This window comes from Actinosynnema sp. NPDC049800 (genome assembly GCF_040656635.1).
GTDB lineage: Bacteria > Actinomycetota > Actinomycetes > Mycobacteriales > Pseudonocardiaceae > Actinosynnema.
Genome location: NZ_JBFAMT010000035.1, coordinates 52,370 through 76,172, shown reverse-complemented (window position 1 = coordinate 76,172; position 23,803 = coordinate 52,370). Strand labels below are relative to the sequence as shown.

General features: G+C 74.0%; 21 protein-coding genes. 11 read left to right on the top strand and 10 right to left on the bottom strand.

The window, feature by feature from the left end; all coding sequences use genetic code 11:
- Positions 1 to 31: 31 nt before the first annotated feature.
- Positions 32 to 577: a hypothetical protein gene (locus AB0I91_RS30550; protein WP_499640049.1), complete on the bottom strand. Its 546-nt coding sequence runs from the start codon at positions 575 to 577 to the stop codon at positions 32 to 34.
- Positions 578 to 1,210: 633 nt separating this feature from the next.
- Between AB0I91_RS30550 and AB0I91_RS30545 the strand changes: the two genes are divergently transcribed.
- Entirely contained in the window at positions 1,211 to 3,163 is a 1,953-nt protein-coding gene (locus AB0I91_RS30545; protein WP_498775576.1) for a GTP-binding protein, read from the top strand.
- Positions 3,164 to 3,341: 178 nt separating this feature from the next.
- Positions 3,342 to 3,785: a MarR family winged helix-turn-helix transcriptional regulator gene (locus tag AB0I91_RS30540; RefSeq protein ID WP_498775574.1), complete on the top strand. Its 444-nt coding sequence runs from the start codon at positions 3,342 to 3,344 to the stop codon at positions 3,783 to 3,785.
- Positions 3,786 to 3,831: 46 nt separating this feature from the next.
- Here AB0I91_RS30540 and AB0I91_RS30535 read toward each other — a convergent pair whose 3' ends face one another.
- Positions 3,832 to 4,383, bottom strand: a complete 552-nt coding sequence (locus AB0I91_RS30535; RefSeq protein ID WP_498775572.1) for a TetR/AcrR family transcriptional regulator — start codon at positions 4,381 to 4,383, stop codon at positions 3,832 to 3,834.
- Between the two features lie 93 nt (positions 4,384 to 4,476).
- Between AB0I91_RS30535 and AB0I91_RS30530 the strand changes: the two genes are divergently transcribed.
- The gene (locus AB0I91_RS30530) at positions 4,477 to 4,959 is read left to right on the top strand and encodes a DoxX family protein (RefSeq protein WP_499617518.1); all 483 of its coding nucleotides are present in this window, start codon (positions 4,477 to 4,479) and stop codon (positions 4,957 to 4,959) included.
- Here AB0I91_RS30530 and AB0I91_RS30525 read toward each other — a convergent pair.
- From AB0I91_RS30525 to AB0I91_RS30515, 3 genes are read right to left on the bottom strand one after another with little or no spacing between them, the layout of a single operon-like run.
- Positions 4,908 to 5,606, bottom strand: coding sequence for an endonuclease (locus AB0I91_RS30525; protein ID WP_499640047.1), 699 nt, complete (start codon positions 5,604 to 5,606; stop codon positions 4,908 to 4,910). The two genes, AB0I91_RS30530 and AB0I91_RS30525, sit on opposite strands and share 52 nt — an antisense overlap.
- Complete coding sequence (locus AB0I91_RS30520; protein ID WP_498775566.1) at positions 5,603 to 6,298, bottom strand: YwaF family protein; 696 nt, start codon at positions 6,296 to 6,298, stop codon at positions 5,603 to 5,605. The genes AB0I91_RS30525 and AB0I91_RS30520 overlap by 4 nt, the downstream gene beginning before the upstream one ends.
- Positions 6,299 to 6,341: 43 nt before the next feature.
- Entirely contained in the window at positions 6,342 to 6,701 is a 360-nt protein-coding gene (locus AB0I91_RS30515; RefSeq protein WP_498775564.1) for an STAS domain-containing protein, read from the bottom strand.
- 147 nt (positions 6,702 to 6,848) lie between these two features.
- On the opposite strand from AB0I91_RS30515, the gene AB0I91_RS30510 reads away from it, so the two are divergent.
- From AB0I91_RS30510 to AB0I91_RS30500, 3 genes are read left to right on the top strand one after another with little or no spacing between them, the layout of a single operon-like run.
- A complete protein-coding gene (locus tag AB0I91_RS30510; RefSeq protein WP_499617513.1) occupies positions 6,849 to 7,784 on the top strand; it encodes a universal stress protein in 936 nt (311 codons plus the stop codon).
- Complete coding sequence (locus tag AB0I91_RS30505; RefSeq protein WP_499640045.1) at positions 7,781 to 8,071, top strand: hypothetical protein; 291 nt, start codon at positions 7,781 to 7,783, stop codon at positions 8,069 to 8,071. Before AB0I91_RS30510 ends, AB0I91_RS30505 begins: the two co-directional genes overlap by 4 nt.
- A 2-nt stretch (positions 8,072 to 8,073) precedes the next feature.
- A complete protein-coding gene (locus tag AB0I91_RS30500) occupies positions 8,074 to 9,087 on the top strand; it encodes a TerC/Alx family metal homeostasis membrane protein (protein WP_499640043.1) in 1,014 nt (337 codons plus the stop codon).
- Positions 9,088 to 9,131: 44 nt separating this feature from the next.
- Here AB0I91_RS30500 and AB0I91_RS30495 read toward each other — a convergent pair whose 3' ends face one another.
- Positions 9,132 to 10,319, bottom strand: coding sequence for an FAD-binding protein (locus AB0I91_RS30495; RefSeq protein ID WP_498775558.1), 1,188 nt, complete (start codon positions 10,317 to 10,319; stop codon positions 9,132 to 9,134).
- A 57-nt stretch (positions 10,320 to 10,376) separates the two neighbouring features.
- Positions 10,377 to 11,234 carry an alpha/beta fold hydrolase gene (locus AB0I91_RS30490; protein ID WP_499640041.1) on the bottom strand — a complete coding sequence of 286 codons (858 nt, stop codon included), beginning with the start codon at positions 11,232 to 11,234 and terminating at the stop codon, positions 10,377 to 10,379.
- A 130-nt stretch (positions 11,235 to 11,364) separates the two neighbouring features.
- On the opposite strand from AB0I91_RS30490, the gene AB0I91_RS30485 reads away from it, so the two are divergent.
- The gene (locus AB0I91_RS30485; RefSeq protein ID WP_499640039.1) at positions 11,365 to 14,433 is read left to right on the top strand and encodes an ATP-binding protein; all 3,069 of its coding nucleotides are present in this window, start codon (positions 11,365 to 11,367) and stop codon (positions 14,431 to 14,433) included.
- Between the two features lie 87 nt (positions 14,434 to 14,520).
- On the top strand, positions 14,521 to 15,735 hold the full coding sequence (locus AB0I91_RS30480) for an alpha/beta hydrolase family protein (RefSeq protein WP_499640037.1): 1,215 nt from the start codon (positions 14,521 to 14,523) through the stop codon (positions 15,733 to 15,735).
- 4 nt (positions 15,736 to 15,739) lie between these two features.
- Here AB0I91_RS30480 and AB0I91_RS30475 read toward each other — a convergent pair whose 3' ends face one another.
- Together AB0I91_RS30475 and AB0I91_RS30470 are read right to left on the bottom strand one after the other, a co-directional pair.
- Positions 15,740 to 16,411, bottom strand: coding sequence for a response regulator (locus AB0I91_RS30475; protein ID WP_499617504.1), 672 nt, complete (start codon positions 16,409 to 16,411; stop codon positions 15,740 to 15,742).
- On the bottom strand, positions 16,408 to 17,670 hold the full coding sequence (locus tag AB0I91_RS30470; protein WP_499617502.1) for a sensor histidine kinase: 1,263 nt from the start codon (positions 17,668 to 17,670) through the stop codon (positions 16,408 to 16,410). The genes AB0I91_RS30475 and AB0I91_RS30470 overlap by 4 nt, the downstream gene beginning before the upstream one ends.
- 205 nt (positions 17,671 to 17,875) lie before the next feature.
- On the opposite strand from AB0I91_RS30470, the gene AB0I91_RS30465 reads away from it, so the two are divergent.
- Entirely contained in the window at positions 17,876 to 18,568 is a 693-nt protein-coding gene (locus tag AB0I91_RS30465; RefSeq protein ID WP_499640035.1) for an ABC transporter ATP-binding protein, read from the top strand.
- A complete protein-coding gene (locus AB0I91_RS30460; protein ID WP_499640033.1) occupies positions 18,565 to 20,901 on the top strand; it encodes an ABC transporter permease in 2,337 nt (778 codons plus the stop codon). Before AB0I91_RS30465 ends, AB0I91_RS30460 begins: the two co-directional genes overlap by 4 nt.
- On the opposite strand, the gene AB0I91_RS30455 is transcribed toward AB0I91_RS30460, so the two are convergent.
- The gene (locus AB0I91_RS30455; RefSeq protein WP_499640032.1) at positions 20,873 to 22,063 is read right to left on the bottom strand and encodes an MFS transporter; all 1,191 of its coding nucleotides are present in this window, start codon (positions 22,061 to 22,063) and stop codon (positions 20,873 to 20,875) included. The genes AB0I91_RS30460 and AB0I91_RS30455 overlap by 29 nt on opposite strands.
- 165 nt (positions 22,064 to 22,228) lie before the next feature.
- Between AB0I91_RS30455 and AB0I91_RS30450 the strand changes: the two genes are divergently transcribed.
- Positions 22,229 to 23,317 (top strand): LacI family DNA-binding transcriptional regulator, encoded by a 1,089-nt coding sequence (locus AB0I91_RS30450; RefSeq protein ID WP_498775541.1) that lies wholly within the window; start codon positions 22,229 to 22,231, stop codon positions 23,315 to 23,317.
- Positions 23,318 to 23,803 lie beyond the last annotated feature (486 nt).

The window sequence follows — 23,803 nt, the reverse complement described above, 5'->3', positions numbered from 1 at the left end:
CGCCGCCGGTCCCCCTTTCCACGCGGCGGTGTCAGCAGCCGCCGCAGTTGTAGTAGGTGACGTCCCAGTGGTTGCTCTCCAGGAAGTAGACGTTCCCGGAGCCGGAGCGCCACTTGTTGCCACCGATGTAGGCGAAGGTGCCGCGGATGTAGTTGCCGAGGCACGTGGAGAGGCTGTAGTCGAGCTTGTAGCCGTTCCAGTGGCTGTAGGTGCCGCTGGCGTGCCCGGTCTCGGTGCCGCCGGTGATGTTCAGCGCGCAGCCGGTGGCCCGCCTGAGGGTCTCCGCGCCCTGCACGGTCGTCAGGTTGATCTGCGAGAACGACGTGCAGGTCGGGTTGTTGCGGTCGCTGCACCCGCCGCTGGAGGACCACGTGATGCCGGCGGCGCGGAAGCGGGCCGCGGCCTCGGCGTGGGTCAGCTTCGTGACCAGGGCGGTGACCGGGGTGTCGGCGGCGGGGGAGAAGACGGTGTCCTGGACGGCTTCGGCGGGCGCGGCCGAGGCCATCGTCGCGCCGGTGAGGGCGAGCAGTGCCGTGGCGGCGGCCACGACGGCGGCGCGGAAGCGACCGGTACGCATGGGGGACTGTCCTTTCGACGGGCAGCCCTCGCCGAGGCCGGGATGGCGGGGAACGGCGTGAGGGCTGCGGCAGGGGTCGTCGGACAGCCAGCTTAAGTGCCGGCAACTTACCGCACAGCAGCCAAGTGGGAGATTTTCTGACCAAACGAACCGTGGTATGGCGGCCGAGTCGTGCGCACGGGCTTGATTGCCGGAAACCGGCAATAAACGGGGTCTCGGAGCGGCCGGGGTGCGACATTGTTCCCGTACGCCTCGTCGATCACCATTGATGCAGGTCAGGGGAAGTCGGGGGACAAGGGATCCGGGGGGATCGGGGGGAAGGGGATCGGGGGGACAGGGGGAAACGGGGGAACGGTTCCACGCCGGTTGGGGAGCGGGCGGGAACCGGTCGGCACACCGGAGCACGGGCAGACCACGCCCGTGCTCCGGTGTGCTTTCCGCCGGCGGTTCGCACCTCGCGGGGTCGGCGGTAATCGGCCGGCGCGATCGGGGCGTCCGCTCTACGGTGGGCCGCGGCAGGTGATCGAGCCTTGAGGAGGAATGAGATGCGGCGACTCGACGGTGTGCTCCGTCCCGGTGCCCCTTCCCACACCCTCGAGGACCGTCATTCCCACTCGAACCCTCAACCTGGGCGTGCTCGCGCACGTCGACGCCGGTAAGACCAGCCTCACCGAGCGGCTGCTGTTCGACCACGGGACGATCCCGCGGCTGGGCAGCGTCGACGGCGGTGACACGCAGACCGACAGCGGCGAGCTGGAACGCCGCCGCGGCATCACCATCCGCTCCGCCGTCGCGTGGTTCAGGCTGGGCGATCCCGTGCTGGGCGACCTCCAGGTGAACCTGGTCGACACGCCCGGGCACCCCGACTTCATCGCCGAGGTCGAACGCGCCCTGTCCGTGCTCGACGGCGCGGTGCTGGTGATCTCGGCGGTCGAGGGCGTGCAGGCGCAGACCAGGGTGCTGATGCGCTCGCTGCGGCGGCTGCGCCTGCCGACGCTGCTGTTCGTCAACAAGATCGACCGGATGGGCGCGCGGCACGACGACCTGCTCGCCGAGATCCGCCGCAGGCTCACGCCCGCCGTGCTGCCGATGGTGCGGGTCGAGCGGCTCGGCACGCGTGACGCGGCCGTCGTCGCCCGCCCGTCCGTCGACGGCGCGTTCCCGGCGGAGGCGGCCGAACTCCTGGCCGACCACGACCTGCCGCTGCTGGGCCGGGTGCTCGACGGCGACGTGCCCGACGACGTGTCCGGGCCGCTGCGGGACCAGACGTGCCGGGGGCTGGTGCACCCGGTGTACTTCGGCTCGGCGGTGTCCGGCGCCGGCACGGCCGAACTGGCCGACGGCGTGCGGCGGTTCCTCGCGCCACGCCCGGCGCCGTCCGACGACCTGCGCGGCACGGTGTTCGCCGTCGAACGCACCGGCAAGGGCGAGAAGGTCGCCTACCTGCGGCTGTTCTCCGGCACGCTGCACGGCCGGCAGCAGGTGGCGTTCCGGCGGCGGGACGCCTCGGGCGCGGTGGAGGAGTACCGGGGGCGCGTCGCCGGGCTGGAGGTCGTCGGCGGCGGGTCAGGTCCGCTGACCGCGGGCGACATCGGCAGGCTGCGGGGTCTGCCGCGGGTGCGCGTCGGCGACCGGTTGGGCGCGGACGACGACGGGCCGAGGGCGCACTTCTCGCCGCCGATCCTGGAGTCGGTCGTCCGGCCCGAGCACCCCGACCGCGCGGCCGCACTGCACGCCGCGCTCACCAGGCTGGCCGACGAGGACCCGCTCATCCGGACCCGGACGGCCGGGGGCGGCGCGACGTCCGTGCTGCTCTACGGGGCCGTGCAGCGGGAGGTGATCGCGGAGCGGTTGCAGCGCGAGTTCGGCATCGTCGCGGTGTTCGAGCCGGTCCGGCCGGTGTACTTCGAACGGCCGGTGGGCCGGGGCGAGTCCGTGCACGAGTTCTCCCCGCGCGGACCGAACGACTTCTGGCAGACGGTGGGCGTGCGCGTCGAGCCGTTGCCGCCGGGCACCGGCAACACCTTCACCAGGCAGGCGCAGCTCGGCCTGCTGCCCAAGGCCTACCACCGGGCGATCGAGGAGGCGGTGACGTCGACGCTCCAACAGGGCCTGCACGGCTGGGAGGTGACCGACTGCGCGGTGACGATCACCCACGTCGGGTACCGGGCGCCGAGCACGGTCGCCGCCGACTTCCGCCACCTGACACCCATCGTGGTGCTGCGGGCGTTGCGGCAGGCGGGCAGCGCGGTCCACGAGCCGGGCTACACGGTCGAGGTGGAGGTGCCGGACGACGCGCTCAGCGCCGTGACCGGTCTCCTGCTCTCGCTCGGCGCGGACCTCGGCCCGGCCGCGGAGTCCGGCTCGTCGTGGCTCGTGCCGGGCGACATCCCGGCCCGGTCGCTGCACGACCTCGCCGCCGCCCTGCCGGGCCTGACCCGCGGCGAGGGGAGCATCTGGCACGAGCCGGGGCCCGCCCGCCGCGTCCGCGGCCCGGCGCCGACCAGGGCCAGGACGGACGGCAACCCGCTCGACCACGACGAGTACCTGCGGTTCCTGTCCAACCGGAACCTGGTCGACCGGTGACCCCGTGACTACCCCACCGGGCGAGCCGTCAGCCCGATCCCGGCCGCGGTCGGGTCACCCTCAAGCAGGGCGGCCATGACGGGGCCGTCCAGCTCCGCCAAACGCCCGTCGTCCGCCGGCCGCGTCGCCGTCCACTCGGGTTTTGACAGGTACCTGTCAAACTGCCAGATTGTCCGATGTGACCGCACTGTCCGATCCGGGCCGGGAGTTCACGGACCTCCTGGCCGAGGTGTCCCGGGTGCACGGCCTGCTCCTCGCCGCCGGTGACGGGCTGGCCGGGCCCGCGGGCCTGACCGGCGCCCGGTGGCAGGTGCTCGCCGTGGTGGACCACGGGCCGCGCACGATCGCGGACGTGGCCCGGGCGATGGGGCTGACCAGGCAGGCCGTGCGGCAGACGGCGACCGGCCTGGTCCGCGCGGGCCTGGCCGAGTTCCGGGACAACGTGCGCGACCGCCGGGCCAGGCTGCTGGCGCCCACCCCGCGCGGCCGGACGGCCCTGCGCGAGGTCGAGCTCCGACAGGCGGAGTGGGCGAACGACCTGGCCGCCCGCCTCCCCGCCACCGGACTGCGGGCCGTCACCGGGACGCTGCGCCACCTCGGTGAGGTGTTGCAGGGCCGATGACCGTTGCTCGGCACCGGGATGCGGGCCGGCACGCGGTGAGGGTCGGCTAGGTCAGGAACATCGAGCCCGCGAAGGCCCGCACCATCGCCTCCGGGTCGCGATCGGTCCGCGACAGCGCGCCGGTGTTCCACAACGTCGCGAAGCCGTGCACGAGCGACCACGCCGCGACCGACGCCAGCTCCGGGTCGGGCCGGTCGGCGACGCCGCCCGCCAGTGCCGCCCCGGCCCGGTCGCGCGCCTCGGTCAGCGCCGGGTCGTCGCCGTGGTAGAGGTCGGGCCGGAACATCACCTCGAAGTGCGCCCGGTGCCCGACCGCGAAGCGCACGTAGGTCGCGCCCAGGTCGACGATGTCGCCGCCGGCCGCCACCGTCGCGTCCAGCGCGTCGGCCAGGAGCGTGAAGCCCTCGGCGGCGAGCGCGGTGAGCAGGCCCGCCTTGTCCTTGAAGTGGTGCACCGGCCCCGCGTGCGACACCCCGACCCGCCGGGCCAGGTCGCGCAGGCCGACGCCGCCGGGGCCGTGCTCGGTGATCGCCTCGACGGCCGCGTCCAGGACGGCGCGGCGCAGGTCCCCGTGGTGGTACGGGCGCTCGGTGGTCACCCCCGGCAGCCTACCCGCGATCTAGTCATTGACAAGTTGCCTGGTCGCACGCAATCTTGTCACTGTCAAGTTCGCGTTCACGAAGGAGTGCCAGTGGCACCGCTCGTCATCCTCGTCGTCGTCACCCTCGCCCTGGTCGGCCTGCGGGCCGTCGGTGTCACCCGGGTCCCGGCCTGGCCGTTCGCCGTGCGGTGCGGTGTCGCGGCGATGTTCGTCGCGACCGGGCTGGCGCACTTCATCGGCATGAGGGAGGAGCTGATCGCGATGGTGCCGCCCGCAATCCCCGCACCCGGCCTCGTGATCACGGTGACCGGCGTGCTGGAACTCGCCGGCGCGGCGGGCGTCCTGTGGCGCCGGACCGCGCCGTGGGCGGCGGCCGGGCTCACCGCAATGCTCGTGGGCATGTTCCCGGCGAACGTCTACGCCGCCGAGAAGGGCCTCTCACCCTCGTTCGGCGACGCCCTGCTGCCGCGCACGCTCATGCAGCTCGTCTTCCTCGCGGCCACTGTGAGCATCGTCGTGCACTACGCCCGCACCCGCCGGTCCCTCGACTCGCGCGAGGAGGTGCGCGCCTGACCGCGGCCGTGCTGCTCCAGGTCGTCGGCGACGCCCTTGTCGAGAGTGACGCGGACCAGCGCGGCGGCGAACCGGGCCAGGTCGTCGGCGGGCACGAGGCGGGCCAGCGCGCGGCGGTCCTCGGGCAGCCCCACGCGGCCGGCGCCCGCCAGCGCCTTGTCGTCCAGGAACGGGCGCAGCTCCGGCCACACCCCCTGCGCCTCGCGGCAGAAGATGGCCGAACCGACCGGGCCCAGGCGCGGTGTCCGTTCGAGTGCCGCGCGCAGGCGTGCCACGTCACCGGCCGCGTCCTCGCGCAGCCGGCGCAGGTCGCCCTTGTAGTCGTCCAGCACCAGTTGCGCGCCTTCGCCGAGCGCGGTGGCCGTGCTCTCGTCGTAGCGGACGTAGTGGGCACGGCCCAGCGCGTCGACGCGTTGCTGCCACGTCGTCCCCGCCGTGCCGCGAGGGGTGGTGCAGCCCGCCGCGGCCAGCTCCCGTGCCGCGGCCACGGCGATGTCCGCGCGGATGCGGGTGGACAGCAGCACGCTGAGCACGAGCAGCCGGTACAGCGGCGACGGCGTGTCCGCCAGCCGGATGCCCGACTGCTCGGCGTACGTCCGCCCGGCCCGGTCCAGCAGGCGTCGGGCGATGTCCTCGTGCTCGCTCATGCCGTCCGGTTACCCCGGCGGGTCCACGGCCACGTCATCAACGCCCACACCGCGAGCACGAAAGCGCCTTCCGGCACCAGGTACCACGGCCAGTCGCCGAGCAGGTCCAGCACGGACGCCGTCGACGGCTTGCGGTTGAGGTAGCCGTAGTTGGAGCCGAGCGCCGCGTTGAGCGCGAACATCGCAGCCGCCCACCCGACCGTGACCAGCACGGCCAGCCGGTAGCCGCGCCAGTCGGGCCGCAGCCCCAGGCCCCACGTCAGGTAGACGGCGGCCCAGACGACGAACAGGTGGGTGGCCCAGAACAGCAGGAAGCCGAGGTCCGGGAAGTCGACCCGCAGCACGGGCGTGATCAGCGCCTGGACGCTCAACGTCAGGCCCCAGTAGTACGTGAGCGCGAACGCCCACCGCCGTTGCGACCACAACGCGTAGGCGGCGATCGGCCCCGCCAGGTCGGACAGCTGCAACGGCAGCGAGTACTGGACGTTCCAGCGCGGCGGCAGCATCAGGTAGGTGTGGATGCCGACCTGGAGCAGCAGCACGATCGCGGCGAACACACGCGAGAAGCGGCGTGACGGGCGCGTGCGGCCCAACACCACCACGGCCGCGGCGCCCACCGCGAACAGCCCGAGCACGACCCAGTGCGAGAGGCCGAACGCGGTGAACTCCCGGGCGATGGGCAACGACGCCACACGTCGGGCTACCCGCGGCACGGCCGGGCGACACCCGGTGGAGTCAGCCGGCGACCACCTGGTCGAGCGTCGGCACCACGGTCAGCACCCGGTCGACCTCGGTGAGCCGCAAGGGGTGGACCACCGACCGCCGGCTCGCCACGACCGCGAACCGGACACCGGCCGCGACCGCGCGGTGGTGGGCGTCCAACAGGGCCGAGATGCCGAGCGAGCCGAGGATGGTCACGTCGGTCAGGTCCACCACCAGCACCGGTGGCCGCAGCTCCAGCTGCACGTCCAGTTCGGCGCGGATCAGGTCGACGCCCGCCAGGTCGACCTCGCCGGTGACACGCGTGACCGGGAGGCCGTGCACCTCGGTCGTGTCGATGGCGAGCTCCTCACCCTGCCAAGGCCGATCGGTCATGGACGACGCCCCCTCGCTGGACCTCCGTTGTGACCGTGGCGTCGTCCCCGTCCGGCTCGGCGTTACGCCTGGCGTGGACGCGGCATCGGTTACGCCATCCGCACGCCGGGTACTCCTCCGGTCTCCGGGGACATCGGAGGTGGTGGCATGGCCGACCCGCCCAACGGCGACGGTCGCGGCGCGGTCGTGGTCGGGTTCGACGGTTCGGAGCAGGCGCGGCTGGCGGCGTTCTGGGCGGCTCGGGAGGCCGCGAGCCGCGGGTGCGCGTTGCTCGTGGTGGACGTGCTGCGCGTGCCGATGCCGGACCTGGCGTTGACGTCGATGACCGTGCCGCTGCCCGAGGCGATGACCGAGGAGGCGGTGCGCGGGTACGCCGAGGGGGAGCTGGCCGCCGTGGCCGCCGAGTGCGAGCGGCTGTGCGCGGGCCTGGAGGTGCGGACCCGGCTGGAGCACGGCCACCCGGCCGACGCGTTGAGCGCGCTCGCCCGTGACGCCGAACTGCTCGTCGTCGGCTCGTCCGGGCGTTCCGGGCTGTCCAGGGCGCTGCTCGGCTCGACCACCGCGGACCTGGTGAACGCCCACCGCCGACCGGTCGTCGTGGCCCGCGGCGACGGCGGTGGTGACGGCCGGGTGGTCGTCGGGGTGGACGGGTCGCCGACGAGCGAGCGCGCCCTCGGCTTCGCGTTCGACTTCGCCGGGCGGCACGGGCGCGACCTGCTCGCCGTGCACGCGTGGGCCGACCTGCCGGTGGAGGCCGTGGCCCCGATCTGGGCGGCGCGGTCGGACCTGGGGCAGGTGGAGGCCGAGGCGGAGGCGCTGGTGGAGCGGACCCTGGCCGGACACCGCGAGGCGCGCCCGGAGGTGCGGGTGAGCCGGGCGGTGGCCTTCGACGGTCCGGCGCACGCGTTGCTGGAGCACGCCCGCGACGCCGACCTGCTCGTGGTGGGCAGTCACGGCCGTGGCGCGGTCCGCCGCGCGCTGCTCGGCTCGGTGAGCCACGCCGTGCTCTACCACGCGCCGTGCTCGGTCGCGATCGTCCACCGCGACCACGACACCACGACCCCACGAGGAGGGGACGCGTGAACCCGCAACTCCGCGACCACGGACCGGACCTGTCCGTCCGGTCCGACCAGGCTCTCCGCGACCACCAGCGGACCGCGGCGACCCCACCGCATCGTGACCACGAACCGGACCCGCCCGACCCGCTGACCCCGGATCCGGTCCCGCGCCGGCCGCAGCCGTCCGGACCCGACCCGGTGCCACCGAAGCCGATCCCGCCACCGATCCCACCCACCTCCGACCACCTCGACCGCGCCCTTGATCTCGACCGCGTGGTCAACCGCGGCCTCGACCTCGACCGCGCCCGCTGATCGTGGCGGACATCGGAGGTCTCACCTGGGCGCTCACCATCGGCCTGGTCCTCGTGCTACTGGCGGTGGACCTGGTGCTGGCGGTCGTGCGCCCGCACCGCGTCAAGATCGGCGAGGCGACCGCCTGGTCGGTGTTCTACGTGCTCTTCGCGCTGCTGTTCGGCGTCTGGTTCACGCTGGCGCACGGCGGGCAGGCCGGCACCGAGTACTTCGTCGGCTACCTGGTGGAGAAGAGCCTGTCGGTCGACAACCTGTTCGTGTTCGTGATCATCATGTCGACGTTCGCCGTGCCGGAGGCGCACCAGCACAAGGTGCTGACGTTCGGCATCGTGCTGGCGCTGGCGCTGCGCGGGGTGTTCATCGCGGTCGGCGCGACGCTGCTGGCGTTGTTCTCGTTCGTGTTCCTGCTGTTCGGCCTGCTGCTGCTCTACACGGCCGTGCAGCTGTTCCGGCACCGGGACGAGGACCCGGACGTCGAGGACAACGTCGTGGTGAAGACCGCGCGCCGGGTGCTGCCGATCACCGAGGACTACGAGGGCGGGAAGCTGTTCACCCGCGCCGGGGGCCGGCGGATGGCCACGCCGCTGTTGCTGGTGCTGCTGGCGATCGGCAGCATCGACGTGCTGTTCGCGCTGGACTCGATCCCGGCGGTCTTCGGGATCACGTCCGAGCCGTACGTCGTGTTCGTCGCCAACGCGTTCGCGCTGCTCGGGTTGCGGGCGTTGTTCTTCCTGGTCAAGGGTTTGCTCGACCGGTTGGTGTACCTGTCGACGGGTCTGTCGCTGATCCTGGCGTTCATCGGGGTGAAGCTGATCCTGCACTGGGCGCACCAGGACCTCGACCCGCGCGTGCCGGAGGTGCCGACGCTGCTCAGCCTCGGCGTGATCGTGGTGGTGCTGACGGTGGTGACCGTGGCGAGCCTGGCCAGGACGCGGCGCGACCCGTCGGTGAAGGCGCGTCCCGGCTCGCTGCGCGCCCGGCGTGCCCAGCCCTCCGAACCCCACCGTCCGGAGTGACCCCTCCCCTGACCCCGCGTGCCCGGAAGGCAGGACACGCGGGGTCAGGGGAGGTAGGTGGTGCCGCCCGCGGCGGCGGACAGGCGGCGCACGTACTCGTTGTGCTCGACCATGGCGCGCAGGGCGGAAGGTGAGTCGGCGGTGCGCAGCAGCGCCAGCAGGAACACGGTCGGGCTGTCCGGCAAGCGGAGGCCGGGCGTGCGGAAACGGGCCCGTGGCAAGGGGTAGACGAGCACCACGCCGGTCTCGCCGACGGTGAGCCCGGCCAACGACTCCGCCAGCACGGCCTCGGCCGCGGAGTCCGGCAGCAGCACGTTCAGCCACGGGTGCGGCCACCCCCACGGGCCGAGGTCCCGCAGCACGGCGACGTCGTCGGCCATCCGGTTGGCGAAACGCCGGTACGTGACGGTGTCGACCTCGGCCGCCGCACGCCGGTCCCGCAGCCCGTCCAACGGCTCCGGCGGCGGCATCGGCGGTGTGAAGTACGCCGTGGCGTCGATCCGGAACGTCCACCGGGCGCCGTCCGGCTTGGCCCGCCCTTCCAGGTGGTCGAACCGGCGTTCGGCCATCAGCAGCCGCTGGTCGTGCAGGAAGTCGGCCACCCGGTCGTACCGGAGCCGGAAGCACCGGGCGTGGGTGTGCGCCGGCACCAGCCGCAACGTCGCCCGCAGGACCACGCCACGCCGACCGCGGCCCGCGCGCACGGCGTCGAACACGTCCGGGTGACGGGTCGGCGAGCACGTCACCCGCTCGCCGTCGGGCGTGACGACGTCCAGGTCGAGCACGTTGTCCGTCTGCGCCCCGAAGTGGTGGCCGGCCCCGCCGAGACCGCCGACGGACAACGTGCCGCCGACGGACAGGTCGAGGTAGTCGGTCAGCACGGGCGGCGTCACGCCGAGTGGCAACGTGGCCGCGAGCACGTCACTCCACCGCGCACCGGCGTCCACGACGGCGTGCTCGGGCGTCACCCGGTGCACGGTCCGGAAGCCGGTCAGGTCCAGCACGATCCCGCCCGGCGCCTGCGCCTGTCCGCCGGTCGAGTGGCCTTCGGCCCGCGGCACGACGGTGAGGCCGTGCGCCCGGGCCAGCCGCACCACGGCCGTGACGTCGTCGGCGGACGTCGTGCGCAGCACACCGACCGGCCGCTGCCGCACGACGTGCCCGAAGTCGTCCGCGGCCCAGTCGAGCGCCGCGTCGTCGGTCAGCAGCACGCCGTCGGGGAAGTCGACCACGCCCCGAAGCGTGCCACCGACACCGACATCCCACACGCGGCGCCCGACAACCCGGGCCTAACGCGCGAGGAGGTCGCGCAACGCCTTGACGACCTCACCGGGCGCCTCTTCGGCCATGAAGTGACCGCACGTGACGGTCCGGTGCTCCAGGTCCGCCGCCCACTCCCGCCACCGGCCGGCGGCGTCGAACCCGAGCGCCGAGCCCCAGTCCTGCTGCAGCACGGTCACCGGCATGCGCAGCCGGTTGCCCGCCTCCCGGTCGGCCAGGTCGTGCTCGACGTCCACGGTGGCGGAGGCCCGGTAGTCGGCGACGATCGACGGGACCGCCTCCCGGGACGCCTTCAGGTACGCGGCGCGGACGTCGGCCGGGATCGCGGCCGGGTCGTTGGCCCAGACGTCCAGGAAGTGGCCGAAGAACGCGTCCGCCGACGCGCCGATCATGGCCTCGGGCAGACCGGGCGGCTGGGCCATCAGGTACAGGTGGAAGCCGATGGCCGCGGTGGCGCCGTGCATGACGTCCCACATGTCGAGGGTCGGCAGCACGTCCAGCGAGGCCAGGTGCGTGACCGCGTCGGGGTGGTCGAGCCCGGCGCGGATCGCGACCAGCGCGCCCCGGTCGTGGCCCGCCAGCGCGAACCGCTCGTGCCCGAGCGCGCGGGCCAGGGCGACGACGTCGGCGGCCATCGTGCGCTTCGAGTACGCCCGACCGTCGTCGTCCGGCTTGTCGCTGTCGCCGTACCCGCGCAGGTCGGGGCAGATGACGGTGTGGTCGGCGGCCAGGTCGGCGGCGACGTGCCGCCACATCAGGTGGGTCTGCGGGAAGCCGTGCAGCAGCACGACGGGGCTGCCCGAGCCTGCCACGGCGACGTTGAGCGCCACGCCGTCGGCGACGGTGACGCGCTGCCTGCTGAACATCGTGTGAAGCTCCGTTCCGGGGGTGTGGTGCGGTTGCCCGACCCACTCTGGGCGGCCCCGATCAGCGCTCGATCAGCAACCGGTCAGCACCGCGAGGCAGCCGCCGACCAGGTCGGATACGTTGTCGGCGATGGTGCGTTTCCGGGTGCTGGGCCCGCTGGAGGCCGTGGGCGAACGCGGGCCGCTCGACCTCAAGGGGCCGCGGCACCGCGCCGTGCTGGCACGCCTGCTGGTCGCCAGGGGCCGGGTGGTGCCGGTCACGCGGCTGATCGACGACCTCTGGGGTGACGACGCGCCGGACGGTGCGCTCGGCGCCGTGCAGACGTTCGTCGGCGCGCTGCGCAAGGCCCTCGAACCGGACCGCCCGCCCCGGACGCCGGCCCGGCTGCTGGTGACCGTGCCGCCGGGGTACGCGCTGCGGGCGGACGAGGTCGACGCCCGGCGGTTCGAGGAGGCGGTCGGCGAGGCGGCCCGGTTGCTGGCCGACGGCCGGCCCGGGAACGCGAAGGCGCTGCTCGACGACGTGCTCGAACTCTGGCGCGGCCCCGCCTACGCGGAGTTCGCCGACCGGCCGTGGGCGCTGGGCGAGGCCGCGAGGCTCGACGAGGTGCGGCTGCTGGCCGTCGAACGGCGGGCGGAGGCGGCGCTGGCGCTGGGCCTGGCCGCGGAGTCGGTGCCGGACCTCCGGGCGCACGTCGCCGCGCACCCGTTGCGCGAGGACGGCCGACGGCTGCTCGCCCTCGCGCTCTACCGGACCGGGCGCCAGGGCGAGGCGCTGGCCACGCTGCGCCAGTCCCGCGAGGTGCTGCGGGTGGAACTCGGCGTCGACCCCGGGCACGCCCTCCGGCAGCTCGAGACCGACATCCTCACCCAGTCGCCGGCCCTCGCGCCCGAACCGCCGCCCGCCCGCTCCAGCCCGTTCATCGGCCGCGTGGCCGAGCTGGCCGAGCTGGAGCGGGCCGCCCGCGCGGGCCGGCGGCTGGCGTTGATCTCGGGCACGGCCGGGGCGGGCAAGACGGCGTTGGCCGAGGAGCTGACCGCACGGCTCGCCGCCGCCGGCTGGGCGACCGCGTGGGGCGCGTCCACCGAGGACGCGCCCGCCGCCTGGCCGTGGACGCGGATGGCGGAAACGCTTGCGCTGGACGCGGACCCGCCCGCCGGCCGGTTCGAGCGGCACCGCGCGGTCGCCGCGTCCCTGGCCGGGCTCGGGCAGCGGGTCTTGCTGGTGTTCGACGACCTGCACTGGGCCGACGAGGACACCCTCGCCCTGGTGACGTCGCTGGCCGCCGACCCCGACGCCGCACGCGTGCTGATCGTCGCCACCTACCGCTCCACCGACATCTCCGCCGCCCTGACCGAGGCCCTCGGCCGGGCCGCCCGCACCGAGCCGACCCGCGTCTACCTGGGCGGCCTGACCGAGCCCCAGGTGCGCGAACTGGTCGAGGCCACCACCGACCGCGAGCCGACCGACGCCGACGTCCGCGCGATCCACACCCGCAGCGCGGGCAACCCGTTCTTCGTCCGCGAGCTGACCCGCCTCTGGGAGACCGACCCGGCCCTGCGCACCGTCCCCGCCGGCGTCCGCGACGTCCTGCGCCACCGCCTCGCCCAGCTCACCGGGACCGCGCGGACCCATTTGCGCCAGGCGTCGGTCCTCGGCCAGGAGGTCGACCTGGACGTGCTGATCCCGCTCGCCGGTGACGAGGAGGCGGTGCTGGACTCCGTCGAGTCGGCGCTGCTCGCGGGGTTCCTGGTCGAACCGGACGCCGACCGCCTGCGGTTCGCCCACGCGCTCGTGCACGAAACGCTGTACGACGACATCGCGCACGCCCGCCGGGCCCGGTGGCACGCCGCGGCGGCCGACGTGATCGAGCAGGTGCACCCCGACGACGTCGAAGCCATCGCGCAGCACCTCCTGCGCGCCGGCAACCGGGCCACCGCCGAACGCACCGCGCGCTACACCCGGGCCGCGGCCGAACGCGCCGAACGCCGGTCCGCGCCGCACCAAGCGGCCACGTGGTGGCGGGAGACGCTGGCGCGGACCGGACAGGACCGCCTCGGAGCCGTGATGGGCCTGGTGCGGGCACTGGCCGTGACCGGCGACCTGGAGCAGGCCCGCCGGCACCGGGCGGAGGCCGTCGCCGAGGTGGAAGGCGACCCGGTGCTGACCGCCCGCACGATCGGCTCGTTCGACGTGCCCGCGCTCTGGACCACCAACGACGACGAAGCCCTGTCCGCCCGCCTCACCGAGGCCGCCGAACGCGCGCTGGCCGCCCTGCCACCGGGTCACGAGGCCGAACGCGCCCGCCTCCTGATCACCATCGCCGTGGAACGACGCGCCGACGCCGAACGACGCGGCCGGGACGCCGCGCTCGAAGCCGAGGCGATCGCCCGCGACCTGGCCGACCCGTCGTTGCTGGCCCTGGCGCTCAACGGCCGGTTCCTGCAGACGTTCCACCGGGCGGGCCTCGCCCCCGACCGGGCCCGGATCGGCGCCGAGCTGCTCGACCTCTCCGCCCGCCACGGCCTGGTCACGTTCGAGGTGCTCGCCCACCTGATCCTCGTGCAGTCCCACGCCGCGCTCGCCGACCTGGCCGCCGCCGACCGGCACGCCGCCGCGGCCGACGCGCTCGCCGAACGGCACGACCTGCCGCTGGTCGGCGTCTTCACCACCTGGTACGCCGCGCTGCGCCTGGCCGTGACCGGGCGGCGCGACGAGGCCAGGGCCGCCTACCGCGCCGCCGCGTCCCGCCTCTCCGGCGCCGGGATGCCGGGTCTGGAACGCGGCATCCTGCCGCTCGCGCTGCTCGGCCTCGGCGACGTGCCGGACGACGACTGGGGCCCGTACGAGCCGTGGGCACGCCCGGTCGCCCTGCTCGCCCGGGGCAGGCGGGCCGAAGCCCTCGCGGCCGTCGTCCCCGATTCGCCGCACGACCTGCTGTTCGAGGCCCGGACGTGCCTGCACGCCGTGATCGCGGTCGAAGCGGGGGACCGGCCGACCATCGAGCGCCTCTACGACCGGCTCCTCCCGGCGGCCGGTGAACTCGCCGGCGCGGGCAGCGGCCTGGTCTCGTTCGGCCCGACCGCGGACCACCTCGCCACCCTCGCCGCCGCGCTCGGCCGGCACGAGCGGGCCGCCGAACACCGCCGCCAGGCGCGGGAGATCGCCGAGGAACTGAAGAAGTCCACAATGGACTGACGGTGACGTCACCTAGTGGCTGCCTCAGGGTGCCGCTGGGTGATCATCCTGATCCGGCACGCGGACGAGCCGCCCTAAGTTCGCCTGGTGACTGGACAACGATTGCTCGTGCCGGCCCTGCTCGCCGGCGTGGCGCTGGCCACCGCCGTGCCCGCGGCGGCTTCACCGTCGCCGGTGCGGTTCGAACTCCCCGCACCCACCGGCCCTTACGCGGTCGGGACCACCGAACTGCACCTCGTCGACCACGCCCGCCCGGACCCGTGGCTGCCGGACACCACCAGGGAACTGATGGTCACCGTCCGGTATCCGGCCACGCCCGCCGCGCCGAGCGCCGACGACGCGGCGCCGTTCATGCCGCCCGCCGTCGCCGAAGCGGTCGCCGCGAGCGACGCCAGGGCCCTGCGCATCGACCCGGCCGAACTGGACTACGGCTTCGCCACCCACTCGGTCCCCGACGTGCCCGCCGTCCCCGGTCGACGGCCCGTCGTGCTGTACTCGCCGGGCCGCGGCAACCCGCGCGCCCTGGGCACCGGCCTCATGGAGCAGTTGGCCGGCAAGGGATACGTGGTCGTCGCCATCGACCACACCCACGAACCGCTCGCCGTCCAGTTCCCCGACGGCCGGGTCGCGCCGCGCGCCGTGCCACCGCTGACGATCGACGTCAACAAGAAGTTGATGGCCACCCGCGCGCGCGACACGAGCTTCGTGCTCGACCAGCTGGAAGTCCTCGCCGCCGGCGGCAACCCGGACGCCGGCCGACGCCGCCTGCCGCCGAACCTCGCCCGGTCGCTCGACCTGTCCCGGGTCGGCATGCTCGGCCACTCGGCGGGCGGGTTCACCACGGGCGAGACCATGGTGTCCGACCGCCGGATCGACGCGGGCGCGAACCTCGACGGCAGCATGGCCTACGACCAGACCGCGGGGGACTTCGGCCGGGTCGCCGACGAAGGCCTGGACCGGCCGTTCCTGCTGATGAGCGCGGGCGACCACAGCGCCGCTTCCGACCTGTCGTGGCAGGCATTCCTGGCCAACCACCGCGGCTGGGTGCGGCAGCTGCACCTGCCGGCCGGCGAGCACTCGTCGTTCACCGACCACCAGTCGCTGGTGCCGCCGCTGGCTGCCCACCTGGGCCTCGACCCGGCGGTGACGGCGCCGATCATCGGCACGGTCGACCCCGCCCGCAGCACCGCCGCCCAACGCGCCTACCTGACCGCGTTCTTCGACCAGCACCTGCGCCACCGGCCGCAACGCCTGCTCGACGGACCGTCCGACCGGCACCCCGACGTGCGGTTCCTCGGCTGAGCCGTCAACCCTGCCCGCTGGGCGTGACCAGCCCGGTCTCGTAGGCCACGACGACGGCCTGCACGCGGTCGCGCAGGCCCAGCTTGGCCAGGATGCGCGCCACGTGCGTCTTCACCGTCGCCTCGGACAGGTGCAGGTTCCCGGCCAGCTCGGCGTTGCTCAGCCCGCGCGCCAGCAGGCGCAGCACCTCCAGCTCACGCGGGGTCAACGCGGCCAGGTCGCGGTGCAACGACGCGGTGTCCGCACCCCGGTTCGCGAACCGCTCCACCAGGCGGCGGGTGATGGCGGGCGCCAGCAACGCGTCGCCGGAGCGCACCATCCGCACCGAGGCGACCAGGTGCTCCGGCGTCACGTCCTTGAGCAGGAACCCGCTCGCACCGGCCGACAACGCGGCGTAGACATAGTGGTCGAGGTCGAACGTGGTCAGGATGATCACCCGCGGCTCGGTCTCCGCGCCGGTCAGGATGCGGCGGGTGGCCTCCAGGCCGTCCAGCTCGGGCATCCGGATGTCCATCAGCACCACGTCGGGCACGGTGCGCCGCACCGCCTCCACGGCCTCCAGGCCGTTGGTGGCCTCGCCGACCACGTCGATGCCGTCGGCGGTGAGGATCATCCGGAAACCGGTGCGCACCAGCACCTGGTCGTCGGCGACCACCACCCGCAGCGGGGCGCTCACGGCGCCTCCACCGGGATCGACGCGGTCACGTGGTAGCCGCCGCCGGGCCGCGGCCCGGCGTCCAACGTGCCGCCGTAGACGGCCAACCGCTCCCGCAGGCCGATCAACCCGTGCCCGTTGCCCGCCGCCGCACCCGGACCGGGCTCGCCGCCGGTGTCGACCACCTCCACCCGGAGGTGGTCGGCGCCGTAGTCCACGGTCACCTCGGCCGACCCGCCGGAGGCGTGCTTGACCGCGTTCGTCAACGCCTCCTGCACCACCCGGTAGGCGGCCAGCTCCACCCCCGACGGCAGCGGGCGCGGCTGCCCGGTCACCCTCGTCCCGACCGGCACCCCGGTGTCCCGGAGCCGGTCGACCAGGGCCGCCAGCTGGTCGAGCCCCGGCTGCGGCGCGAGGTCGGCCGGGTCCGCGCCGTCCACCGTCAACAGCCCCATCACGTGCCGCAACTCCGTCATCGCCGCCCGTCCGCCCGCCTCGACCGCGAGCAACGCCTCCTGCGCCTGCCCGGGGGAGGAGCCCATCACCTTGCGCGCCGCGCCCGCCTGGATCGTCATCACGCTGACGTGGTGCGTCACCACGTCGTGCAGCTCGCGGGCGATGCGGGCCCGTTCGTGCTCGACCGCCCGGTGCAACGCCTCGGCCTGCTCGCGTTCCAGCGCCGAGACCTGCGCCCGGCCCTCGTCCGTGCGGACCTTCCACGTGCGCAGGCCGTTCGCCGCCACGATCAGCGGCACCAGGATCAGCAGCGGCACGTACTCGTTCGGCACCACCGGCAGCTCGGAGTCCCGGAACACCGCCACCACCAGCACCGTCACCAGCAGGCTCGCCAACGCGGGCGGCCGGTGCGGGCTGTACGCGGCGGCCGAGTAGGCGGCGATGACGCAGGCGTAGAACGTGAGCCGCGGCGTGTCCGACGGCGCCGCCAACGTCGCGTACAGCACCACCCACAGCACGGCCAGCGGATAACGGCGACGCAGCGCCAACGCCACCGCCGCCGCCACCGCGATGACCACCGCGCCGAACAACGTGTCGGGTTGCGGCGGCGGTACGGGCAACGGTTGCGGCAGACCACCGATCAGGACGGGCGCGGGCACGTCCTGCGAGTCGACCGCGAACCGCACCGAGGCGATCCCGACCACCAGCGCCACCACCGCGTCGAACACGTAGTTGCGCACCGCGGGCCGCGGCAGCGGACCCGTCGGCAGCACCACCAGGGCGGCCCAGGCCCGCAGTCGGTCCACCACCGCCGCGTTCGTCACCCGGCCATTCTCACCGACCGCCGGCCACCGGACATCCACCCGGGCGACCACCCCGCCTCCACCGCTCGACTACATCGCAGGGATGACACCGCGCCGCCCTCATCCCGGCGGGGTACCGGAAATGCCCCGGCCGACCGACGCGCCCGGCTCCGCGCCGCTCCTAGCGTCCACCGCGCCACATCGAGGACGAACCAGGGAGCCGACCATGACCACGCCGGTGATCGAACTGCGCGACGTGAGCCGCAGGTACGACGACGGGCCACCGGCGTTGGACGACGTGACGCTGACCGTGCGGGCCGGGGAGGCCGTCGCGGTCCTCGGCCCGTCCGGCAGCGGCAAGTCCACGCTGCTCAACCTGATCGCGGGCCTCGACCGGCCCGACACCGGCATCGTCACCGTGGCCGGCGAGCGGGTCGACAGCCTGGGCGAGGCCGCGTCCGCGCGCTACCGGCGGGCCCGGATCGGCATGGTGTTCCAGTTCTTCAACCTGCTCGACGACCTGACCGTGGCCGACAACGTCGTCCTGCCCGCACAACTGGCGGGCATGGCGCGCGGCGAAGCGGCCAAGCGCGCGGCCGAGCTGCTCGACCAGCTCGGCGTCGCCCGGCACGCCAACGCCTACCCCGGACGCCTGTCCGGCGGCGAACGCCAGCGGGTCGCGGTCGCGCGGGCGTTGATGAACCGGCCCGCGCTGCTGCTCGCCGACGAACCGACCGGCGCGCTCGACACCGCCTCCGGCGAGGACGTCAGCGCGCTGCTCACCGAGCTGAACGCCGACGGCCAGACCCTCGTGGTGGTCACCCACGACCTGGCGCTGGCGCGGTCGTGCACGCGTCGCACGATCCAGCTCGTCGACGGCCGCATCGCCGGCGACGTCGCCGTGGAGCCGACCCGATGAGCGGGCTGGGACGGGTCGTGCGCTCGGGCGTGGCACGGCGCCGCGTGCAGACCGCGGTGATCGGGCTCGCCACCACGATGGCCGTCACCTCGTCCGTGCTCGGCGGGTCGCTGCTGGTGGCGTCCACCGCGCCGTTCGACGACGCGTTCGCCGCGCAGCGCGGCGCGCACCTGTCGGCGCAGTTCGACGCGGGCAAGGTGACACCGGAGCAGCTGTCGGCGCCCATCACGGGCGTCACCGCGTCGGCCGGGCCGTTCCCGACCACCTCCGTCACGCCGAGCGATGAGGGACCCGGCGACCCCGCGCCGCTGACCGTGGTGGGCCGGGCCGAACCCGGCGGCGGACCGGTGGACGCGGTGACGTTGACCGACGGGGAGTGGGCCGACGCGCCGGGCGAGGTCGTGGTGTCCGCCGACAGCCCGCACGCGCACTCGCCGACCGGCTCCGGCGTCGGCCGCCGGATACCCCTCGCCGACGGCTCGACGTTGACCGTGGTCGGCGTGGCCCGCTCGGTCAGCCGCACCGCCGACGGCTGGGTGCCACCGTCCTGGATCACCTCGCCCGGTGGCTACCAGGTGCTGTACCGCTTCGCGTCCGCCGCCACCGCCGAGCAGGTCGACGCGGGCCGTGCGGCGGTGGCGGCGGCGTTGCCCGAGGGCGCGATGACCGGCTCGCAGTCGTGGCTGGTGCTCAAGCGGGCGGCCGACCGCAGCATCGCGGTGTTCGTGCCGTTCCTGGTCGCCTTCGGCGTGCTGGGGCTGGTCATGTCGCTGCTCGTGGTCGGCAACGTGGTCGCGGGCGCGGTCGGCGCGGGGACGCGGCGGATCGGCATCCTCAAAGCGCTCGGCTTCACCCCGGCGCAGGTCGTGTGGGCGTACCTGGCGCAGGCCCTGATCCCGGCGGCGGTCGGCACCGCGATCGGTGTCGTGGCGGGCAACCTGCTCGCGATCCCCGTGCTGGCCGAGACCGAGGACGTCTACGGCGCGGTGCGGTTGACCGTGGCCCCGTGGGTGGACGTCGTGGTGGTCGTCGCCGCGTTGGCACTGGTGTCGGTGACGGCGTGGGCGAGCGCGTTGCGCGCCGGTCGGTTGCGCACGGTGGACGCGATCGCCGTCGGCCGCACCCCGCGCCCCGGCCGCGGCCGGTGGGCCGCCAGGCTGACCGCCCGACTGGCCGTGCCGCGACCCGTCGGCCTCGGCCTGGCCCGCCCGTTCGCGCGGCCCGCCCGTGCGCTGGCGATGGTGGCGGCGGTGCTGTTCGGCGCCACCGCGGTCACGTTCGCGGTCGGGTTGGCGTCCTCGCTCAACCAGCTCCAGATCGCCCGCAACCACAACTCGGCCGACGTGACGATCGGCGTGGACGGGCCGGGTGGTTCCGGTCCTGGCCCTGGTCCTGGTGTCCATCCGAGGAAGCCGGAGGCCGACCCGGCCGCGGTCTCGGACGCCATCAGCGCCCAGGCCGGGACGCGCGCGCACTACCGCACCAGCCGGACGCGGGTGACCGTCAGCGGCGTGGCCGACGCGACCGAGCTCGTGTCGTTCACCGGTGACGCCACCTGGGACGGCTACCAGCTGGTGTCCGGCCGGTGGTTCACGGGGCCGGGCGAAGCCGTCGCGCCGACGCCGTTCCTCACCGCCACCGGCACCCGCGTCGGCGACACCGTGACGCTGAACGACGGCGAGAAGTCGGTCACCGTGCGGATCGTCGGCGACGTCTTCGAGATGGGCAACGACGGCATGGTGGTGCTGACCGACGCGGCCACGTTCACGTCCGGGTCGACGGACACCAGCCACTACATCGCGGTCCGGCCCGGCACCGACGTCACCTCCTACGTCGAAGGGCTGAACACGGCGCTGAAGCCGCTCGGCGCCACCGCGCGGCCCGGTCGGTCCAACCAGGCCAGCGACACCGTCATCCTGATCAACAGCCTGACCACGATCCTCACGCTGATGCTCGTCGCGGTGGCCGCCATGGGCGTGCTGAACGCCGTCGTGCTCGACACCCGGGAACGGATCCGGGACCTGGGCGTCCACAAGGCGCTCGGCATGACGCCCCGGCAGACCATCGCGATGGTGATCGCCTCCGTCGTGCTGATCGGGGTGGTCGGCGGTGCGGTCGGCGTGCCCGCCGGGGTCGCGCTGCACCGGGCCGTGCTGCCGGCGATGGGGGAGAGCGCCGGGATCGGCCTGCCCGCGTCGGTCTTCCCCGTGCACGACCCGCTGACGCTGCTCCTGCTGGCCATCGGCGGCTCGCTGATCGCGGTCGTGGGTGCCGTGCCGCCGGCCACGTGGGCGGCGAAGACGTCTACGGCAAGGGCTTTGCGGACCGAATAGGGCGGAGGACGGGGACCAGGGCGAGCGCCGGTAGCAGCAGCAGCGGCACGACCAGCAGCGCCCGGAGGACGCCGACCTGGTCCCCGAGCAGGCCGACGACCGGCGGCCCGGCCAGGAACGCGGTGTAGCCGATCACCGCGACCACGCTGACCCGTGCGGCCGCCCGGTCCTCCTCGTCGGCGGCGGCGCTCATGCCGACCGGGAAGCCGAGTGACGTGCCCAGGCCCCACAACGCCACCCCGGCCACCGCCACCGCCGGCGAGCCGCCCAGCACCGCCAGGGTCGTCCCCGTGATCGCCAGCAGCATCGTGCCCACCAGCACCGGCACCCGTCCCCACCGGTCGAGCGCCACCGTGCCGACCACCCGGCCGAACGTCATCGTGGTCACGAACACGCCGAACACGATCGCGCCCGCCGCCGGCCCGAACGCGTAGCCGTCCACGAACGCCACCGCTACCCAGTCGTTCGCGGTGCCCTCGGTGAAGGCCAGCACCAGCACCAGCAACCCGATCCGCAACGTGCGCGGTTCACACCAGGCCGCCAGCACACCGCTCTTCTCGCCGATCGCGTCGCTCGTGCTGTGCCGGAACGACCGCGCGGCCGCGACCGTGCCGGCCAACGTGACGACCGCGACGCCCGTCAGGTGCGCCGTCACCGGCAGGCGCAGCGAGGCCGCCGCCGCGGCCAACCCGGCGGCCACCACTGTGCCCAGGCTCCAGACCGCGTGGAACCGCGGCATGACCGTGCGCCCGACCACCCGCTCCACCGCCGCCGCTTCGACGTTCATCGCCACGTTGCACGTGCCAGATCCGTACCCCAGGAGGAACAACCCGACCGCCGTCGCCGCCGCCGAGGGCCAGATGCCGATGGCCGCACCCGCCACCACCAGCCCGGCGGCGACTCCGACGGTCGACGCGCACACCGTTCGCCGGGCTCCGAGGCGGTGGGTCACCTCGCCGGCGGTGAGCATCGCCAGCGTCGCGCCGGCCGACATGGCCAGCAGGAGGAGCCCGAGCGCGCCCGCGCCGAGGCCCAACGCGTCGCGGGCGGCGGGGACGCGTGCGAACCAGGACGCCACCGCGACCCCGTTGAGCCCGAACGTCACCGCGACCCCTGCAGCGGCCCCTCCGACGCCACCCGACGTCACCTCGACTCTCGACATGCAACTTCCTTCCCCTACCGTCCCGATCCTCGCGCCCTGCCAACCCACCGCCCCGCCCCCAGCCCTGACCCAGCCATGACCCCGAACCCAGCCCTGACCCGGCTTCCGTGACCTCATACGTGGAAGCGCTTCCACCACAAGGGCGGGGCCTGGCAGACTTCCCCCGTGGCCAAGGCCGAGCAGGGACGGGAGCCGATCTCACCGGATGGGCGGGAGCCGACCTGGCCGAACGGGCAGGAGCCGATCTCGCCGAACGGGCGGAATTCGACCTCGCCGAACGGGCAGGAGCCGACCTTGTCGGACGTGGCCCGCCGAGCCGGCGTGTCGCCGGCGACCGCGTCCCGCGCCCTGAGCGTCCGCGGCCCGGCCTCAGCGTCCGCCCGCCACCGAGTCGCCACCGCCGCACGCGAACTGGGCTACACCCCCAACCCCGTTGCCCGCGCCCTGGCCACCCGCAGCGGCACCCGCGTCGCGATAGCCGTCGGCGGCCAAACCTCGCACGTGCTGAACGACCCCTACGTAGCCCGCGTAACCGCCGCCACCGCCGGCGCGGCCGCCGCACGCGGGGTCGGCGTATCCCTCCACTGGCTCCCACTGCACGATCCCGGCGAACTGGGCAGGTTGGCCGACGACCGCGACATCGGCGGCGTGATCGTCGTCAACCCCACCACCCCGGCGCTGGCCACGATCCCCAAGTCCGCCCGGGGCCGGATCGCGTCGATCGGCATCGGCACCCGCCACGTGCCGTCCTTCGACGTGGACAACTCCACCGGCACCACGAAGGTGATCGAACACCTGCTCACCACGGGCCGCCGGCGAATCGCCATGATCACCGGCCCCCGGTGGCTCCCGTGCACCGAACGCGCCCTCACCGCCTACCACCGCGCCCTCGCCGACGCCGGAGCCCCACCCCGCCTGGCCGCGGGCAACTTCACCGCAGCCACGGGCGAATCCGCCACCACCGAAATCCTGACCCGCTGGCCGGACACGGACGCGATCTTCGCCCTCGGCGACCTGTCCGCCCTCGGCGCGCTGACCGCCCTGCGCCGCAAGGGCGTCGACGTGCCGGGCGACATCGCCGTCGCCGGCTTCGACGACCTCCCCTACGCCGCCCTGAGCCACCCCGGCCTCACCACCACCACGCACCCGGTCGAAGCCATCACCACCGCCGCCGCCACCGCCGTCCTCAACCACCAACCCGCACCACCACAAACCTTCTACCCGACCACCCTGATCCTCCGCGCCAGCACCTGACCCGCTGAGCCGCTGACCGCTGCCGGCTGACGTCAGGCGGTCAGGCATCACGCGTCAGGCATCACGCGTCAGGCATCACGCGTCAGGCATCACGCGTCAGGCATCACGCGTCAGGCATCACGCGTCAGGCGTCAGGCGTCAGGCGTCAGGCGTCACGCGTCAGGCGTCACGCGTCAGGCGTCACATGACAGGCGCGTCAGGCGTCAGGTGTCCGGCCAGCCAGCCAGCCAGCCAGCCGGCCCGCCGGCCGGGTGGCGGCTCGGGGGTGTGGCGGCTTGGGGTGGCTGTCTGTGTTGGTGGCCGGCGGCTACGTTCGGTCGCGGGGTTGGGTAGGTGGTGGTGCCCGCTGCGGGTTCGGCGGGGCGGGGGTTGGTTGCCGGCCTCGTTGTTCCAACCGACGTTCCAGGGCTTCGATAACGGCGTTTCGATTGTTGGTCGAGTTCAGATTCACTCGATAGTGGACGGGAGGTCGATGCGTTACCGCTG